19 protein-coding genes are annotated in these 17,729 nt (G+C 60.0%); 11 read left to right on the top strand and 8 right to left on the bottom strand.

Annotated features, from left to right (window positions below; all coding sequences use genetic code 11):
- Positions 1–480 precede the first annotated feature (480 nt).
- From BS629_RS22495 to BS629_RS22465, 6 genes are all read left to right on the top strand, one after another.
- Complete coding sequence (locus BS629_RS22495) at positions 481–1,140, top strand: ABC transporter ATP-binding protein (protein ID WP_018246323.1); 660 nt, start codon at positions 481–483, stop codon at positions 1,138–1,140.
- Positions 1,137–3,545: an ABC transporter permease gene (locus BS629_RS22490; RefSeq protein WP_018246324.1), complete on the top strand. Its 2,409-nt coding sequence runs from the start codon at positions 1,137–1,139 to the stop codon at positions 3,543–3,545. The genes BS629_RS22495 and BS629_RS22490 overlap by 4 nt, the downstream gene beginning before the upstream one ends.
- Positions 3,535–4,602, top strand: coding sequence for a lipocalin-like domain-containing protein (locus BS629_RS22485; protein ID WP_018246325.1), 1,068 nt, complete (start codon positions 3,535–3,537; stop codon positions 4,600–4,602). The genes BS629_RS22490 and BS629_RS22485 overlap by 11 nt, the downstream gene beginning before the upstream one ends.
- A gap of 107 nt (positions 4,603–4,709) precedes the next feature.
- Positions 4,710–5,459, top strand: a complete 750-nt coding sequence (locus tag BS629_RS22480; RefSeq protein ID WP_018246326.1) for a sulfite exporter TauE/SafE family protein — start codon at positions 4,710–4,712, stop codon at positions 5,457–5,459.
- A gap of 483 nt (positions 5,460–5,942) precedes the next feature.
- Positions 5,943–6,227 (top strand): type II toxin-antitoxin system TacA family antitoxin, encoded by a 285-nt coding sequence (locus tag BS629_RS22470; RefSeq protein WP_026188748.1) that lies wholly within the window; start codon positions 5,943–5,945, stop codon positions 6,225–6,227.
- Positions 6,227–6,715 (top strand): GNAT family N-acetyltransferase, encoded by a 489-nt coding sequence (locus tag BS629_RS22465; protein WP_018246328.1) that lies wholly within the window; start codon positions 6,227–6,229, stop codon positions 6,713–6,715. The genes BS629_RS22470 and BS629_RS22465 overlap by 1 nt, the downstream gene beginning before the upstream one ends.
- A gap of 295 nt (positions 6,716–7,010) precedes the next feature.
- Here BS629_RS22465 and BS629_RS39940 read toward each other — a convergent pair whose 3' ends face one another.
- A complete protein-coding gene (locus tag BS629_RS39940) occupies positions 7,011–7,223 on the bottom strand; it encodes a hypothetical protein (protein WP_245268285.1) in 213 nt (70 codons plus the stop codon).
- Between the two features lie 66 nt (positions 7,224–7,289).
- Here BS629_RS39940 and BS629_RS39935 point away from each other — a divergent pair, with 66 nt between their 5' ends.
- The gene (locus BS629_RS39935; RefSeq protein ID WP_245268286.1) at positions 7,290–7,529 is read left to right on the top strand and encodes a hypothetical protein; all 240 of its coding nucleotides are present in this window, start codon (positions 7,290–7,292) and stop codon (positions 7,527–7,529) included.
- Between the two features lie 30 nt (positions 7,530–7,559).
- Here the strand turns inward: BS629_RS39935 and BS629_RS22455 are convergent, their stop codons facing one another.
- The gene (locus BS629_RS22455) at positions 7,560–7,820 is read right to left on the bottom strand and encodes a DUF982 domain-containing protein (protein ID WP_018246330.1); all 261 of its coding nucleotides are present in this window, start codon (positions 7,818–7,820) and stop codon (positions 7,560–7,562) included.
- A gap of 653 nt (positions 7,821–8,473) precedes the next feature.
- Between BS629_RS22455 and BS629_RS22450 the strand changes: the two genes are divergently transcribed.
- The 4 genes from BS629_RS22450 (at position 8,474) to BS629_RS22430 (ending at position 10,943) form a co-directional block, all read left to right on the top strand.
- Positions 8,474–8,737 (top strand): DUF982 domain-containing protein, encoded by a 264-nt coding sequence (locus BS629_RS22450; protein WP_018246331.1) that lies wholly within the window; start codon positions 8,474–8,476, stop codon positions 8,735–8,737.
- Positions 8,738–9,030: 293 nt separating this feature from the next.
- Entirely contained in the window at positions 9,031–9,357 is a 327-nt protein-coding gene (locus BS629_RS38975) for a hypothetical protein (RefSeq protein ID WP_155256937.1), read from the top strand.
- Between the two features lie 673 nt (positions 9,358–10,030).
- Complete coding sequence (locus tag BS629_RS38520; RefSeq protein WP_128409058.1) at positions 10,031–10,249, top strand: hypothetical protein; 219 nt, start codon at positions 10,031–10,033, stop codon at positions 10,247–10,249.
- Positions 10,242–10,943, top strand: a complete 702-nt coding sequence (locus tag BS629_RS22430; RefSeq protein ID WP_018246336.1) for a DUF899 family protein — start codon at positions 10,242–10,244, stop codon at positions 10,941–10,943. The genes BS629_RS38520 and BS629_RS22430 overlap by 8 nt, the downstream gene beginning before the upstream one ends.
- Before the next feature lie 19 nt (positions 10,944–10,962).
- Here the strand turns inward: BS629_RS22430 and BS629_RS22425 are convergent, their stop codons facing one another.
- The 6 genes from BS629_RS22425 to hutI all read right to left on the bottom strand — a co-directional run bounded on the left by BS629_RS22425 (position 10,963) and on the right by hutI (position 17,664).
- On the bottom strand, positions 10,963–11,592 hold the full coding sequence (locus tag BS629_RS22425) for a J domain-containing protein (protein ID WP_026188749.1): 630 nt from the start codon (positions 11,590–11,592) through the stop codon (positions 10,963–10,965).
- A 175-nt stretch (positions 11,593–11,767) separates the two neighbouring features.
- On the bottom strand, positions 11,768–12,343 hold the full coding sequence (locus tag BS629_RS22420; protein WP_018246338.1) for a HutD/Ves family protein: 576 nt from the start codon (positions 12,341–12,343) through the stop codon (positions 11,768–11,770).
- Between the two features lie 5 nt (positions 12,344–12,348).
- Positions 12,349–14,022: a urocanate hydratase gene (gene hutU / locus BS629_RS22415; protein ID WP_018246339.1), complete on the bottom strand. Its 1,674-nt coding sequence runs from the start codon at positions 14,020–14,022 to the stop codon at positions 12,349–12,351.
- 24 nt (positions 14,023–14,046) lie between these two features.
- Positions 14,047–14,868 (bottom strand): N-formylglutamate deformylase, encoded by an 822-nt coding sequence (gene hutG / locus BS629_RS22410; RefSeq protein WP_018246340.1) that lies wholly within the window; start codon positions 14,866–14,868, stop codon positions 14,047–14,049.
- Position 14,869: 1 nt separating this feature from the next.
- Positions 14,870–16,405 carry a histidine ammonia-lyase gene (hutH, locus tag BS629_RS22405; protein WP_018246341.1) on the bottom strand — a complete coding sequence of 512 codons (1,536 nt, stop codon included), beginning with the start codon at positions 16,403–16,405 and terminating at the stop codon, positions 14,870–14,872.
- The gene (gene hutI, locus BS629_RS22400) at positions 16,402–17,664 is read right to left on the bottom strand and encodes an imidazolonepropionase (protein ID WP_018246342.1); all 1,263 of its coding nucleotides are present in this window, start codon (positions 17,662–17,664) and stop codon (positions 16,402–16,404) included. The genes hutH and hutI overlap by 4 nt, the downstream gene beginning before the upstream one ends.
- Positions 17,665–17,729 lie beyond the last annotated feature (65 nt).

The raw sequence follows: 17,729 nt of genomic DNA, 5'->3' as shown, positions 1-17,729 counted from the left end.
TGACCAGATGCGGGCGCCATCCCTTATCTGTTGTGGATGATGACGCTTTGCGGTGCGGTACTCTCGGCAGGTTGTGCTGGTTTCGCAGCATATCTAATCTCGATGCTTCGAGGTGCTCACTCTGCACGAACTCCAGCGATGTGGCATGGATATTAACCGTGCGAGCTGGGTCATCATGCCCATCTTGCCGCGGCTCGCTTGGTCCAGCGGCCGAACGACTGTTCTCCGTCGCTCTTCAAGCTTGGAATTCTACTGTACCGCAAGTTGACATGGCGATTAGGTATCGACTCCTTGGTTCGTCGTGGGGCCACGCTGACTACGAGCTGAAGCGATCCCAGTTAGCGGTAGGTCGCGGCGAACGTGGTAGGCTTGGCCCTTCAAAGGTGAACGTTTCGGACCAAGGTCTTGTGATCCTCCGAATAAATTCTTAGGTCACCCATAGGTCGTTGCATTCTGCGAATCCCTGACTAAGAGACCGACATGATCCTTACCCTCTCAGGCGTCAGAAAATCCTACACCACGGCCGAGGGGCTAATCGAAATACTAAAGGGGGTCGACCTTCAGGTGGCCTCTGGCGAAAGCGTGGCCCTGACGGGAGAGTCCGGCAGTGGCAAGAGTACGCTGCTGCACCTGGCTGGCTGCCTGGATCGCGCGGATAGTGGATCCATCGTCATGAACGGACGGGACATCCGGCAGCTTAATGAGAATGAATGCGCTCATTACCGTAGAACCCAGGTGGGCTTGGTTTTTCAACAGTTTAATCTCATCCCTTCGCTGACAGTCGCCGCCAATATCTCATTCCACGCAAAGCTCGCCGATCGATTTGATCCTGCTTGGGAGATGGAGCTGATTGGCAAATTGGGGCTGCGTGATTACATCAGCCGCTACCCCGAGCAACTATCTGGAGGTCAGCAACAGCGCGTTGCGATTGGGCGGACCTTGGCCGCGCGGCCGCCACTCATTCTCGCGGATGAGCCAACGGGCAACCTGGATGAGCAGACCGGAGACAGGGTCCTAGATCTTATGGTCAGTCTGTCACGGACCGCGAGGTCCGCTCTTCTGCTTGTGACTCACTCCGCAAGGCTTGCAGGCGGTCTGGATCGAATAGTGGTTCTTCGCGGCGGGAAGATTGTCGAATGAACCTCGTCGCCTTCGCAGCGCTGCTGTCGCACTGGCGCCGAAAGCCGCTTCAGCTGCTCACCTTGGTCATGGGAATAACGCTCGCAACGGCGCTTTGGTCCGGCGTCCAAGCAATCAATGCAGAGGCTAGGGCAAGTTACGCACGGGCATCATCGGTTCTCGAGCAAGGAAGCCTTCGGCAGATCGTTGCCAAGGAGGATGATGGTATTGCGACCGCGGTATATGGACGCCTTCGCCGAGCAGGCCTGAACATTTCGCCTGTCATCGAGGGCAACTATCGCTTTGGGCCGGTGCGGATAAGAATGGTCGGCATCGAGCCGCTGACCATGCCCAGGGGTAGTTCGGGCGTGACCATCGCAAACGGTGCGGAGCTCTCCGGCTTCTTTTCCACCACTGGGCTTCTTTTGGTATCCGCCGCGACTGCCGAGCGGCTGCGTGGCAACACGGAAATGGCCGTCAAAGTCCACGGCAACGTCCCAGACGGCGCTGCCTTCGTGGACATCTCCGTAGCGGACAAATTGCTTGAAAAACATGGGAAGATCGACCGTCTGGTCATAGCTCCCGAGCAGCGGGTTACAGTTCAAGCTCTCGAACAAATAGCGCCGGGGCTGACCATTCGCGAACCGGCCGACCAGCCGGATGTCTCTCGCCTCACGGACAGCTTCCACCTTAACCTGACCGCTTTCGGGTTTCTGTCGTTCGTCGTCGGTCTGTTCATCGTTTACTCCACAACAGGCCTGACCTTCGAACAGCGTCGCGGTACCCTTCGAACACTGCGATCTCTTGGTGTTTCCCTTCGGACTCTGGCCGTCATGATCGTGGTTGAACTGTCGATACTGGCCCTGGTTTCCGGCGTTCTCGGGGTTATTCTCGGCTACATCATCGCCTGGCTCTTGATGCCGGGTGTCGCTGCCACCTTGCGGAACTTGTATGGGGCGAATGTGTCGGGCTCGCTGTCAATTCGGCCCGAATGGTGGCTAGCGGGACTGGCGATCGCTCTTGGAGGGACCGGCGTTTCCTCGGCACAGAGCCTTTGGCGCGTCTGGACACTGCCGATCCTCGCAGCGGCTCAACCAAGGGCGTGGGCGAGAGCATCAGCGCGCTCGCTGGTTTATCAGGCTGGAGCTGGCGGATCGTTGCTAATATTGGCAGCCCTCCTTGCAATAGCCGGGTCCGGCCTTGTCGCGGGCTTTGCAGTACTCGCTTGCCTGCTTCTCGGAGCGGCACTGATACTGCCAGGGCTTATTGCCGTTACCCTGATCACGGCTCAACAGTTCGCAAGAAGCGCTCTTATGGAATGGTTCTGGGCAGATACCCGTATACAGCTGCCGGGGCTGTCGCTGGCCCTAATGGCCCTTCTTCTAGCATTGTCGGCAAACATTGGTGTCGGCACGATGGTTTCCAGTTTCCGATTGACGTTTATCGGATGGCTTGATCAACGCTTGGCCGCAGAGCTATACGTGACCGCCAAGGATGACGACCAGTCCGAGCGACTGCGGACTTGGCTTCAGCGGCACGCCACAGCAGTCCTTCCGATCTGGAGCGTCGACGGTGAGGTCTCAGGTGAGCAGGTCCAGATTTTTGGCGTCGCAGATGATCCGACCTATCGGGAGCACTGGCCACTGATCGCTTCCGATAAGGACGTGTGGGGAACGGTTGCTAACGGGCAGGGCGCTCTCGTCAACGAGCAGATGTGGCGTCGTGGTCAAGCTAAGATCGGCCAGCCTTTGGTTATGCCGGGTGGGTGGACTGCTACCGTAGTTGGCGTTTATTCAGACTACGGAAACCCCATCGGGCAGGTAATTGTTGGGATCGATACCTTGGTTGATCATTACCCGAATGTGCCGAAGCTCCGATACGGCGTCCGCGTGCCTCCCGAGCAAGCCCAGGACCTGAAACTTCAGCTAGTCGCGGAATTGGGTCTGCCTGAGACAGCGATTGTCGACCAGGCTTCACTCAAACGACAGTCGCGAGCCATCTTCGACCAGACATTTAAGGTGACAGGTGCACTGAACGTCCTCACGCTGGCGGTGGCGGGATTTGCCATGTTCTCAAGCCTCTTGACCCTCTCTGGAATTCGGCTTCCGCAGCTTGCACCAGTCTGGGCGATCGGTGTGCGGCGTCGAGATCTGGCTCTATACGAAATTGCCCGGACACTGGCGCTGTGGCTCGTGACATTTCTGGCGGCGATTCCGGTCGGTCTTACTCTGGCATGGGTGCTGCTTTCGATTGTGAACGTGGAGGCTTTCGGGTGGCGCTTGCCGATGATGGTCTTTCCGATCGACTGGCTCTGGCTGGGAGCGATTGCGCTGCTGGCGGCGTTCTTGTCGGTGCTGGTGCCGGTCAGGCGCCTGGCCACGATCAATCCTGCAGACCTGCTTAGGATTTTCGCGAATGAACGTTAGAAAAGTTTCATCCGCCTTTGTCGCAGTGGCTATGGTCTCTCTGGCTGAACAGGCGTCGGGGCAGGGGTTCGCCGGACTGGGATCGGATGCACAGGGCTTTTCGATCCCGGAGCGTGGACGCGATCTCTCGTTTCCTGCCGATCATGGCGCTCATCCGGATTATCGGATTGAGTGGTGGTATGTCACCGCCAACCTCAAGGGTGAGGATGGCAAGCGGTATGGGGCGCAGTGGACATTGTTTCGATCCGCTCTGGCTCCGGAAGAAAGGCCAGGCTTCGCAGATCCCCAGCTATGGATCGGGCATGCGGCGATTACCACCCAGTCTCACCAGTTCGTCGCCGAGCGCTTGGGCCGGGGCGGCGTTGGACAGGCAGGCGTCGAGGCCACGCCGTTTCGAGCATGGATCGACGACTGGCAGATGACTGGTTCCACTGAGAGCGCCTTTGACCTTGGGGATCTTTCGGTGACTGCGAGCGGGACGGATTTCAGTTTTGGCTTGAACCTTGGCGCCGATGGCCCGCTCGTGCTGCAGGGTGATAACGGGTTTTCTGTGAAGTCATCAGGCGGGCAGGCGAGCTACTACTACTCGCAACCGTTCTACAAGGTCTCCGGCGCAATCACGATCTCCGGATCCCCGGTGAAGGTCACCGGGAGAGCGTGGCTGGATCGGGAGTGGTCGTCTCAGCCGCTCGCCTCAAACCAGACGGGCTGGGACTGGTTCTCATTACATTTCGACTCTGGCGAGAAGCTTATGGCCTTTCGCCTTCGCGATGATAAGGACGGGTTCATCTCCGCGAACTGGATATCCTCGGACGGGCGAACGACACCCTTGTCGAAAGAAGAGGTTCAACTGGAGCCTTTGCGGAAGGCAACAGTCAAGGGGCGAGAGATACCGGTGGAATGGCGAATACGTGTTCCAGGTAAGTCGCTCGATATAAGAACCAAACCGTTGAATGACCAGTCCTGGATGGCGATATCGACGCCATACTGGGAGGGGCCGATAGATCTCAGGGGTTCAATGTCAGGCGTCGGATATCTCGAAATGACAGGATACTAGTCGTGGGGCGGACTCTTATGGACGCACAACGTCGTACGGCAATGTGACCGCGGTATTGGACAAAAGGCTCGGCCGAAATCAGGCTTGGGTGCTAAGGCGACCTGAACATGTACGATATAATGCTTCTTTTCCTTGCTGGCTTGTTAGCTGGCAGCATGAATGCGTTGGCGGGCGGCGGTTCGTTCGTATCCCTGCCTGCGCTGATATCGGTCGGAGTGCCGTCGGTAGCCGCAAACGCGACAAGCACCTTAGCCTTGTTTCCCGGCGGTATGGCGAGCTCGTGGGTCTACCGTGATGGGGTTAGGAGTGTGTGCGGCGTCAATGTCGTGCCCATTGCTGTCGTGACGGTGATGGGTGGTGTGGCCGGAAGCATTCTATTGCTGCTAACCCCTTCGAGGATTTTCGATGGTATCCTGCCATGGCTTTTGCTGGTGGCGACATTGATGCTCGCTGCAGGTCCGAGGCTCAGCGCCCAGTTGCAGACGCAGGCACGTCCGAGTGTTCTGGCGTTCGCAACGGTTCAGTTCTTTCTCGGTCTTTATGGCGGCTATTTTGGCGGCGCGGTGGGTCTCATGATGCTTGCGGCGTGGAGCGCGCTCGGGGGCGGGGACATCAAGAGCCTGAATCCGACAAGAATGGTGATGGTAACCGCCGCCAACGCGGTCGCCGTCGTCGTCTTCGTACTTGCCGGGGCAATCGTATGGCAGGAGTGCATTCCCATGACGATTGGAGCCGTTATCGGCGGGTGGATCGGAGCGCATATCGGACGAAGGCTGCCATCATCGGTCGTTCGGCTGCTAACCCTCGTGGTCGCCTTTTTAACGACCGCGGTGTTCTTTTCGCGAGCTTACCTTTGAGCGGAGGTCCCGTGCCCCTCAGGCTCTCAGTCAATAACTTGCAATTGAAGGAGCCGAAGTCCTGCAAAATGCTCAAGGGGCACGACGAGTGGATCGCGGGAAAGCGTCGATCCAGCGGATTTGATTGAGAACGCACGAACGATCGTCATTGCCGCCGAATATTGGCGGCACGCAGATGAGCTTGTGCCCAGTGTTCGCCTTTCCAAATGCGCGGATTTGCTGGTTCGTGGGCGAGAGGCGCGATCCCGGGCTGCTGGATCACTCAACTAGCGCCCGCAATGCGGCGGGCGCGTTCTCGAAGGCGTAGGGATTGAGGAACTGGCGTCGCCAGTTTCTTGTCTAACGGTGAAAGCCGGGCTTCCGATCGAATGCGATCAGCGCCCATGTCCAGAAGGAACCGAAGGGGTATCAACCCGCAACATCGCAGGAAATAGATACACATTGTGTATGCGTTTGTGGTATAAGGCCTTGAAGGAAAAGGCCATGACCAGCAAAAATGCCACTGATACCCATACCCGCGCCGTTAACTTGAGGGTTCGTGAGGACGTTCGCGTCCTGATCGACCGCGCCGCCAAGGCCCACGGGAAAACCCGTTCGGATTTCATGATCGACGCATCGCGCCGTGCTGCAGAAGACGCGCTTCTCGATCAGACATTGGTGCGGGTCGATCCTGACAGCTACAAACACTATCTCGCCGTCCTCGACCAGCCGCCAAATAGCGAAGGCTTCGAACGGTTGATGAATGCTCCCAAACCCTGGCAGCCGTAATGTTGTCTGCACCGACGCTTCTCGGCGAAGCGCACGATCTCCAGCTATTCGACAGCGGGCACGACAGCCTTGATGAATGGCTGCGCCGCAGGGCGCGGGCCAATCAGGTCAGCGGCGCATCGCGAACCTATGTGGTCTGCGAGGGCGAGCGCGTTGTCGGTTATTACTGCCTCTCATCGGGAGCGCTGGCGGTCTCGGACGCTCCGGGAGCGATCCGGCGCAACATGCCCGACCCGGTTCCCATGGCAGTCCTTGGCCGTCTGGCCATCGATCGCAACTGGCAGGGAAAAGGAATCGGAGCCGCGCTGTTGCAAGACGCCGTGCTGCGTACCGGACAGGCAGCCCATATCATGGGTATTCGCGGCCTTCTGGTTCACGCGATCTCCGATGAGGCCAAGGCCTTCTATGAGCATTTTGGATTTGCAGCGTCGCCCGCGAATCCTATGGCCTTGGTGTTATCATTGAAAGCTCAAGTAGGCCTGAAGTGATCGGTGAAAACAGTCGCTCGTCTGACAACCCAACGACGGTCGGAGAATTTGACGGAGAGCTTTGAAAAGTTTGTCTAAAATCGGAATCCATGTCCTAATTGCCACATGATTTCGAATATTTGGAGCTTGCCGGCAGTAGAAGATGAAAGCCGGTTACAAGACGAGCCGAGGCTGAGAACAACGAACCTTCATCTGGGTGTGGTTACCGGAAAGCACAGAGCCAGTCGACGTCTTGGGCGTTCTCCAAATCGTCCTTGGGCGAGCTCACTCCCATCAGAAAGAACGTCGCATGATCTCAGTCAGCAGCATGCACCTGAACGCCGCGGCAGAGCAGTCCCCAAGTCGGGCTTCGTTGGGCCTCCTGGGCGTGAGCTTGCGTCATCGGATCGTCGCCGTCGTCTGGCTCCGGGCCATCAGGCGGCGGAGTCTCCCCAGGATCTCGCTCAGGTTCGGGATTGCCGATCGGCGGCGCTGCCGGCGGAACGATAGGCTCGTTGGGTACGGACATGATTTCCTCCTTGCTAACCGGAAAAACTCGCGTGTCCTTCCGTTTATTCAAGAGGTCTGCGGATCTTTGACCGTCGTCGACGGCGACACGGTAGATGAAGCGGGCAGAACATGCGGTTGCTGGGAAGGTGTTCCCTTCGTTTCTGGCATCGACACGCCGGAGACGCACGCGAAGTACGTGAAGGAACGGAAGTTGGCACTTGTCGCCGAAGAGAGGCCAAAAGAGCTGCTGGCCGCGCGCAGCCTGAAAGTGATGTTCAGCGGAGTGGACCTGCGCATGCAGCGCAACGAGAGACCCGTGTCATGAGGCGCCCATAACTCATTAGTCGGCGGACACTCAGTGAACGGTGATCACCGGAATGCCAGCTTCGTCGGCGGCACGGATAAGCGCTGCTCGGGCATCCTGAGCCGGAATTTCCCCATGAATTGCATTCCGGCACGCCCTAATCGCTATAAGATATTCTTCTCCATCGTCGACCGGCCAGCTAGCCGTCAGCATTTCGGCAGCCTGGAAAAGGGTCGCGACGAGCTTGTATTTTTCCGACCCGCTTACAACGAGCATCAGAGGGGTAAACTGTGCGGATGTGTGCCATTTCATGACTTTAGGTCTCCCACGGTAAATATATTAGTAACCGTGCAAGAACTGTTCCGTGATCTTCTGCCAAAGCTCGTTTCGCAGGCCGCATCATGAAAGGAGACCATGTCTTAAAGGCGCTTCAGTCGCCTCAGCATCGCCAGGCACATGTTGGCGGGGAAACGCGCCAGCCTCGTTACCCGTGCTGAAGCCACCATGGCCGCCGACATGTTCGCGAGGAAGTCGAACGCCCCGAATTATTCCGCAACGCAGACATCATCGATACCGCTTAATCCGAGGATGTCCGCAATTGCCCTGCCGGACCGGCTCCAGCGCTGCCACGTCGCCATGTTTCACCATCCAAAGCCGGCATGGATATCTCGATCGGCGAGCCAGGCATGGAGCGGCCGATGCCGTACTGATTGCACCACCGTCGGATCGCCTTGTCCGTCTTCTCCGCGAGGGCGCAGGCTTTTTTGACGTTTGCACCCTTGCCCTTCCTTATCAAAGAGTGGGCCATGGCCCGAGACCGCCGGCGGCGGTCGGTTCGCTGCTCGAGAAAAGCATCTCATCACGGCACCGCCCCGTTCCAATGCCATGCATGCTTATAACCTGCGCGTGCATTGGCACGCCTCTTGCACCGTTAACATTACATTATCCCATCTGGAGTTTGTGTAATGGAATGGGACAAATCGATCGAATTCGCCCCCGTGCTCCTTATGTTTAAAGACCCCGACAGAGTAATTTCGGTCACGACGGCTATGGGGGCCGCCAATGCGCTCATAAGGGAATTTCCCAGTGATGATGGAGAGGAGTTCCTTCTGGCGATCAAATTGTGCCTGGACGTCGTGAAGGGCAACGCCGAGCCGGAGGAACTTAGAGCGGCGATCATTCGCGCGGCAAACGAGGCCGGCGTCACGGCAATCGCGGTTCTGCACTGACGGCACTGCTCCTCAGCAGGTCCGAGGGTTATGCGCGCCTCTCTCCAATCTCGACGGCCGCGTTCGAAGCGTTGTGTATGGCAGCCATTTCGATCAAGGCCGCCGCCATGATGAAAGCGCTGGGTCCAGACAAAGCAAATACGGTCGCTGCAAGAGCGATTTTAGTGGGGATATGCAACGGAAGGTCAACGGTCGGCTGGAATCTGTCCGAGTAGGATGCGGGTGCCGGGGTGACATGGAGCATTTGGAAACACGCCTGGTTGGCAAAATTTGCCGTTCCATTCAGATAGAGGATGCGCGCCCTCTATCTGTTCTGCCTTGAGGCTGCCCAGCCGCACGCCGCGCCAACAGCTATTCCGATCGTAGTCCCAACAGCAACGCCAATCGAGGTAACACCCAATACAGTCGCGCCGAGAACTGCTCCCAAACCGACGCCTATTCCGATACCTGAAGCCATCTCGTTGCGGTTACTGGTCGCCCTCGATTCCGGTTGGCGATTTCGGACCTGGCTCGACTTGCCCAGGGGTGAAGAAAGCCAGGTACGCCACCGCGATAATCATAGCGATGGTGAAGATAGCCAGTACGAACGTGATCATGCCTTTGCTGGCTTTCTGTTCTGAGTCGCTCATAGTGTGTGTAACAAGCCAAGCTGCCCATTAGTTCCGCTCAGGATGCTCGCCGATGAGGAGCTTGACGGCTTGCGCAAGCGACTCCCTGATAGGATAGTAACTCGGGGAGCCATCTTTCCCCAGCACACTGACATAAATGTGGGTGCTGCTGGTGAAAGCCCTGACCGCGACCACATGCTCTGGGTTGATGTAGATTATCGGGTCGTTAGTGCCCGCGTAGTGGAATGGCACCAGCCTCATCTCATCCTCCCAAGGTTAGCTATCCCCCGTGAACTAGAAAAGTCGCCGTCGGTTGCAAGATACCTGAAGGTGGGTGTGCGTCCGCCTCTCAAAAGGAAAACTCGAATGGACCCTCTATTGCTCCGGCCTCTCGCGCGTCAATCGGCCCTTCAATTGCGGGACGTAGTCCCGGCCTGTTTTGATCGAGGTCATGTGACAGCGCAGGCCCGTGGCTCAGCTTTGCAGCTGCCGCCTGTATCTCGAGATGCTTTCCTCGAAAAATGCAGGCTCAATCCGGGCCGGGGCTTCGGCTGCCTGCCGATGTTGAATGCCGATATTCGCTGCCCAACAGCTCGCCATGAAGCGCAGCGCCCAACGAAGCTTCTGGAGATCCGCTCGAGAGATATCTGCGATCGGGTCGGCGGCGTCCTCTAGGAAGGGCGCGATGCTGATCACAAGCTGGTTCGATGATCCGCGTTTCGAAACGCGCGATCTTGATGTGCTGGGTTATTGCGATCTGGGCGCCGAGCCGGTCAAAGCGGGGGGCAAATATTTTCCGTCGGCTCTGTCGATTTTCGCATCAGCCGATCGTCCTTGTAATGATGTGCTGCGACCCCGTCGTGGTACGTGCTCAGGCAACAGAAGGAGGAATCGTCATGGATAATCAGCATCTGGTACCCGCCGCCGTGCTTGCGGCCAAGAACGGCGTCCGGTTTCCCAACGAGAGCGAGGCGTATCGCAGCGCCCGCGACGCGCTGCTGGCCGAAGAGATCGAGTTGCGCCGGCACATCGAGCGTGTGGCAAGACAGCGCAGGGCGCTGCCGCCGGGCGGCGAGGTGACGAAAGACTACCGCTTCGAGGGCAGCGATGGGCCAATATCCTTCAGCGAGCTCTTCGCCGACAAGGAGACGCTGATCGTCTACAGCTACATGTTCGGCCCGCAACGCGAGCGTCCATGCCCGATGTGCACCTCGCTTCTGTCGGCCTGGGATGGCGAAGTGCCTGACATCCAGCAGCGCGCAGCGCTTGCCGTCGTCGCCCGCTCGCCGATCGAAAAGCTGCTCGCCTTCAAGAAAGAACGCGGCTGGCATCACCTGCCGCTCTATTCCGATATGACGGACGACTATAGCCGCGACTATCACGCGATCGGCACGGATGGTGGCGATGGTGCCGCCTTCAACGTCTTCACGCGACGCGATGGCACCATCCGCCATTTCTGGAGCCAGGAGATGGGCGAGGTGACGGCTGATCCGGGCGAGGATCCGCGCGGCGCGCCGGACCTGATGCCGCTTTGGACCATTATCGATTCGACGCCCGAAGGCCGGCCGGCGGACTGGTATCCGAAGCTGTCCTATTAATAGCCGGCGTCGTCCGCCGTCAGCCGGTGGAGCGGTTTCTTGAGGCCTCGACCCATTCGATGTTGGTGACCGCGGCATCCGGCAGCGGCGACGGATCGATGTCGTAGACATAGCCGCTGAGCATGTCGGCGGCGCGTTCCGTCGCCTTTATCTTCGCCTCGGTTTCCGCGACCGCCTTGGAGATTGCTTCGATGCGGGCGCGGAACATGTGGGCGAGCACATCGCGGCCTGACTGCTTTTCGAGCCGTTCGAGATGCAGTCCGACGCGCGAGGCGTGGCGCTCCAGCTCGCTCTTGCTGAAACGCGCCTTGCGCAGTTCTTCGGAAAGGCTGTCCTGCATGACGGCGACAGGATCGAAACTTCCCGGTGCGCGCTCGTCGAGCACTGCATCGGTGACGAGTTTCTCGATCATCACGAGCGCCTGCAATTCGGCCGCATCGGCGAATTCAACGTCGTAGCCGGTATCGTCGTAGACCTTGCGCCGGACCGGATCGAGAAGCAGCCCATAGGCTTTCTGCAGATTGGCAAAGGCTTCCGAATCACCACCCGAATCGGGGTGGGCAACCTTCGCCAGGCGCCGATAGGCGGCCTTCAGCTGCGCCTCGTCCGCATCGCGTTCAACGCCGAGAATATCGTATGGATCCGTCACGCCTGCTCCCTTGCTCCCCGGCACGTTGCGGGCAGTCTAGGTCTTCTTCTGCATCAGAAGGGCGAAGTTTAGACCGAAACGAGGAATGACGTCCATGGCCCGAGATGGCGATGGTTTATGCACATGCCTCGCCAAATCCTCGATTGTTTAATGTTTTCAATTCGTTGTTCGGCAATCAGCTTGTGGTGATCGAAGCGAGATAACATTTGGCTTCGCCGTCGATTTCCAGCACGGTTGCGGTCGCGTCCTCGATCAGCAGCGCATCGCCGGCCGCAAGCGCGCCGGTCTCGCCGTCCTTTCGGAATGACAATGCGCCCTGATGACAGAGAAACAGGTATGTCGAGGGCGGTAGCGGCACGGTCTTGCCGCCATCGACGTCGATGCGGATCAACCTGTGGGCGAGCCCGACACGGCGTGTCATGACGTTGAGATCGGTGATTGATCCATCCTGGAGCCTGGCCGTGACGGGGACATCCGCGGGGAAGGCTAACGGATCGCTTGCCGTTGTCAGCAGCACCGGCGCGCTGCCTTCCACTTCGAGCACCATGCCGTTACCATCAAGGATCGCCAGCGTGCGGTCGATGCCTGGAAAGATCGAAAACGGGCCGTCCTCTGCGACCGTCGCCATGCTGATGCGCCAGTCGAAGTCGTCGATCGAAGCGTCAGCTGGAAAGACGGCGATCTCCACCGTCTCTCCCTTGCCGTTTTTCCAGGGCATGCGTTTATGATCGCCGGCGCGCAGGATCCTCACCGGGTTCAGTTCCCGAGAATGCCCGGCAGGCGCAGGCCCTTTTCCTTGGCGCAGTCGATGGCGATCTCGTAGCCGGCATCGGCGTGGCGCATGACGCCGGTCGCCGGATCGTTCCAGAGCACACGCTCGAGACGTCTTGCGGCATCGTCCGTGCCGTCCGCGCAAATGACCATGCCGGAGTGCTGCGAGAAGCCCATGCCGACGCCGCCGCCGTGATGCAGCGACACCCAGGTCGCACCCGATGCCGTGTTGAGCAGGGCATTGAGCAGCGGCCAGTCGGAAACGGCGTCAGAACCGTCCTTCATCGCTTCGGTCTCGCGGTTCGGCGAGGCGACGGAGCCGGAGTCCAGATGGTCGCGGCCAATGACGATCGGGGCGGAGAGTTCGCCTGTCCTCACCATCTCGTTGAAGGCGAGGCCGAGCTTGTGGCGGTCGCCTAGACCTACCCAGCAGATGCGGGCCGGCAGGCCCTGGAAGGCAATGCGCTCCCTGGCCATGTCGAGCCAGTTGTGCAGGTGCTTGTTGTCAGGCAGCAGCTCCTTCACCTTGGCATCGGTCTTGTAGATATCCTCCGGATCGCCGGAAAGGGCCGCCCAGCGGAAGGGGCCGATGCCGCGGCAAAACAGCGGACGGATATAGGCCGGCACGAAGCCCGGGAAGGCGAAGGCGTTTTCGAGGCCTTCGTCCTTGGCGACCTGGCGGATATTGTTGCCATAATCGAGTGTCGGCACGCCGGCATTCCAGAAGGCGATCATTGCTTCGACGTGCTCGCGCATCGAGGCGCGCGCTGCTTTTTCCACTGCCTTCGGATCGCTTTCGCGCTTTGCCTTCCACTCACCCATCGTCCAGCCCTTCGGCAGGTAGCCGTTGATCGGGTCGTGGGCCGAGGTCTGGTCGGTGACGATATCGGGGCGGATGCCGCGGCGGACCATCTCCGGCAGGATTTCAGCAGCATTGCCGAGCAGGCCGACGGATTTGGCCTCGCCGGCCTTGGTCCAGCGGTCGATCATCTCAAGCGCTTCATCGAGCGTCTCGGCCTTGGCGTCGACATAGCGGGTGCGCAGGCGGAAATCGATCGAATCGGGATTGCATTCGACGGCAAGGCAGCAGGCGCCGGCCATGACGGCGGCGAGCGGCTGGGCGCCACCCATGCCGCCGAGGCCGCCGGTCAGGATCCATTTTCCCTTGAGATTGCCGCCGTAGTGCTGTCGCCCGGCCTCGACGAAGGTCTCGTAGGTGCCCTGCACGATGCCCTGCGTGCCGATATAGATCCACGAGCCGGCCGTCATCTGGCCGTACATCGCAAGGCCCTTCTTATCCAGCTCGTTGAAATGATCCCAGGTCGCCCAATGCGGCACGAGGTTGGAATTGGCGATCAGCACACGTGGCGCATCCTTGTGGGTGCGGAAAACGGCCACCGGCTTGCCGGATTGGACGATCAGAGTTTCTTCTTCCGTCAGCGTCTTTAGCGTCGCGACGATGCGGTCGAAATCCTCCCAGGTGCGGGCGGCGCGGCCGATGCCGCCATAAACGACGAGCTCGTTCGGATTTTCGGCGACATCAGGGTCGAGATTGTTCATCAGCATGCGCAGCGGCGCTTCGGTCATCCAGCTCTTGGCATTGAGATCGTTGCCGCGGGGCGCGCGGATTTCGCGGATATTGTGGCGTGGATTGTTCATGGCGGTTCCCCTGTCGAGTGATCGTTATCGTTTCAGGTCTGGCGCAATCTGTTCGATGCGCACCAGAATGCTTTTGAGATGGACGCGAAGTCTGTCTGCCTTGGCGGCATCGTAGGCGAAGGGCGTTGCCTCGGTTTGGAGATGCGTCGATTGCGCGAGCTCCATCTGGATCGCGTGCACACCAGTTTCGGGCCGACCATAGTGGCGTGTCGTCCAGCCGCCCTTGAAGCGACCATTAAGCACACTGTCGTAACCTTCGGCTGCTTCGACGACGGTGAGCGTCGCCTGCTCGATCGCGCTGTCGCACGTCTTGCCCATGTCGGTGCCGATATTGAAATCCGGCAACTTGCCTTCGAAGAGGAAGGGGATGTGGGAGCGGATCGAGTGGCAGTCGTAGAGAATTGCGACGCCATGGATGGCTCTCACGCGCTCGATCTCGGCGGCGAGTGCGGCATGATAGGGAGCATGGAAGTCCCGCAGCCGCGCCACGATGTCGGCTTCGTCAGGCGCCTGCCCATCCTTCCAGATCGCCTTGCCGTCGAAATCCGTCTGCGGAATGAGGCCGGTGGTGTTCTGGCCGGGATAGAGGCTGACGCCCGCCGGATCGCGGTTGGCGTCGATCACATAGCGGTGGAAGGTGGCGCGCACCACCGTGACGTTGTCCAGCAGGCCGTCATAGAGCCTGTGGATATGCCAGTCGGTGTCGGCCAGCATCCTGCCATTGTCGTTGAGCCGGTCAGCAATCTCAGCCGGCACGTCGGTGCCGGTATGGGGGAAGCCGAGGATGACGGGGGAGGTGCCTTGGCGAATTTCGCATGGGGAGGAGACTTTTTCCGTCACCATCATCTCAGCCCTCCAATGCCGGCAATATGCCAGCTGAAACCGAGGCGTTCAGCGCGCCCGTTGCCACCAGCTCGGCGGCGGCGGCGAGGTCGTTTGCCATGTAGCGATCGGCGTCGAGGCTCGGAGCTTTGCTGCGAATAGCGGCGATCGCCTTGGCAAGCTCCGGGCTCGTCGATAGGGGCGCGCGCAGTTCAACGCCTTGGGCGGCGGTCAGCGCCTCGATGCCGATGATGCCGAACAGGTTCTCGGTCATGGCAAGCAGGCGGCGGGCGCCATGGCAGGCCATCGAGACATGGTCTTCCTGGTTGGCCGACGTCGGTGTCGAATCGACCGAGGCTGGGTGCGACATCTGCTTGTTTTCCGACATCAGCGCCGCCGACGTAACCTCCGCGATCATCAGGCCGGAATTCAAGCCCGGCTTCTTGGCGAGGAAGGCCGGCAGGCCGTAGGAGAGTGTCGGATCGACCAGCAGCGCGATGCGGCGCTGCGAAATCGCGCCGATCTCGCAGACGGCGAGCGCGATCTGGTCGGCGGCGAAGGCGACGGGTTCGGCGTGGAAATTACCGCCGGAGACGACGGAATTGTCCGAGAGAACCAGCGGATTGTCGGTGACCGCATTGGCCTCGATTTCAAGGGTGCGGGCAACCGAGCGCAACAGATCGAGGCAGGCGCCGTCAACCTGCGGCTGGCAGCGGATGCAATAGGGATCCTGCACGCGCTCGTCGCCCTCGATATGGCTCTGGCGAATGATGGAATTTTCCAGCAGCGCGCGAAGCGCGGCTGCCGTGTCGATCTGGCCCTTATGGCCACGCAATGTGTGAATATCCGGATGGAAGGGCGCCGAAGAGCCCATGGCGGCATCGGTGGACATGGCGCCGGTGATAAGGGCTGCCTGTGCGGCACGATGGGCGCGAAACAGGCCGGCCAGCGCCAGCGCCGTCGAGGTCTGGGTGCCGTTGATCAGCGCCAGGCCCTCCTTTGCGGCGAGCACCACTGGTCTGAGGCCAGCCCTTTCGAGGGCTTGCGCACCTGAGAGGCGTTCGCCGGCGAAGAAGGCTTCGGCCTCGCCCATCATCACCGCCGCCATATGGGCGAGCGGGGCGAGATCGCCGGAGGCGCCGACCGAGCCCTTTTCCGGGATCAGCGGGATGACGCCTTTTTCCAGCATGCCTTCTATCAGCCGCACCAGCTCCAGCCGCACGCCGGAGGCGCCGCGCCCCAGCGAGACCAGCTTCAGCGCCATGATCAGCCGCACGATATTCTCAGGCAGCGGCGCGCCGACGCCGCAGCAATGCGACAGGATGAGATTGCGTTGCAAGGTGGTCACATCGGCGCTGTCGATCTTGATCGAGGCGAGTTTGCCGAAGCCGGTATTGATGCCGTAGACCGGCGCATTGCCGGCGGCGATCTCGGCGATACGGGCAGCGGCCTTGGCGATCCCCGCATCGAAGGCGGGATCGAGCCTTGCCGGTGCGCCCGTCCAATAGATAATTTCCAAATCCTTGAGCGAGACGGAGCCCGGGTGGAGCGTGATGGTCATCGACCGTTCCTTTCGCCCTTGAAGACGCGTGTGTGAAGCGGATTGAAGCCGATGCGGTAGACGAGCTCGGCAAGGCTTTCGATATTCCAGATGGCGAGATCGGCGGATTTGCCGGGTTCGAGCGTTCCTGTCTTGTCGAGCAGACCGAGCGCGCGCGCGCCTTCGCGGGTGGCGCCGGCGATGCATTCCTCGACGGTCAGGCCGAAAAGTGTGGCCGACATGTTCATGGTGAGGAGCATCGAAGTGAGCGGCGAGGTGCCGGGATTGCAATCAGTGGCGATCGCGATCGGCACGCGTGCCCGCCGCAACGCTTCAACCGGCGGCTTCTGCTTTTCATGGATCGCGTAGAAGGCGCCGGGCAGCAGCACGGCGACGGTGCCGGCTGCGGCCATCGCCGCAACGCCATCTTCGTCGAGATATTCGAGGTGATCAGCTGACAGTGCGCCGTATGACGCGGCGAGCTTGGCGCCGCCAAGATTGGAGAGCTGCTCGGCATGCAGCTTGACCGGCAGGCCGAGCGCCTTGGCCTTGTCGAAGACGCGGGCGATCTCGGTCGTGGAAAAGGCGATTCCCTCGCAAAAGCCGTCGACGGCATCGGCGAGACCGAGATTATGCATGTCGTCGAGACCTGGCAGGACGACATCATCGAGATAATCGCCGTTGCGCCCCTTATATTCCACAGGCGTCGCATGGGCGCCGAGATAGCTGGTGGCGACGCGGACCGGTCTGATATGGCCGAGCAGGCGGGCGCTCTGCAGCATCTTCACTTCACCGGTTCGGTTCAGCCCGTAACCGGACTTGACCTCGATCGTCGTGACACCTTCGGCAAGGAGCGTGTCGAGCCGCGGCAGAGCCGCGGCGACGAGTTCCTCGACCGACAGCGCATTGGTCGCCTTCACCGAGGAGACGATGCCGCCACCGGCACGCGCGACCTCCTCATAGGTGGCGCCTGCAAGGCGCATTTCAAACTCGCGGGCGCGGTTGCCGCCATGAACGATATGGGTGTGGCAGTCGACGAGGCCGGGCGTTACCCAGCGGCCTTCCAGATCGACGATTTCGGAGTGTTCGATGGCCGATGCCGGCAGGTCGCTTTCGGCGCCGGCAAAGGCGATGCGGCCGTTTTCGATCAGCACGGCGCCCTTTTCGACGATGCCGAGCCCTTCTTTATCGGGCGCAAGCGTGGCCAACCGCGCATTGCGCCAAAGCGCCGGACGGGCGTCGGCGGACGAGGCTTCCTCTGAAAAATTGTTCCCGGTCATCAGCTTTGCGCCTTTCCTTATGCCAAAACATGTATATACATAATCGACAGGTGACAAGAGAAATT

The organism is Rhizobium leguminosarum bv. viciae USDA 2370, from assembly GCF_002008365.1.
GTDB lineage: Bacteria > Pseudomonadota > Alphaproteobacteria > Rhizobiales > Rhizobiaceae > Rhizobium > Rhizobium leguminosarum.
This window is presented reverse-complemented; position numbering and strand designations above follow the sequence as displayed.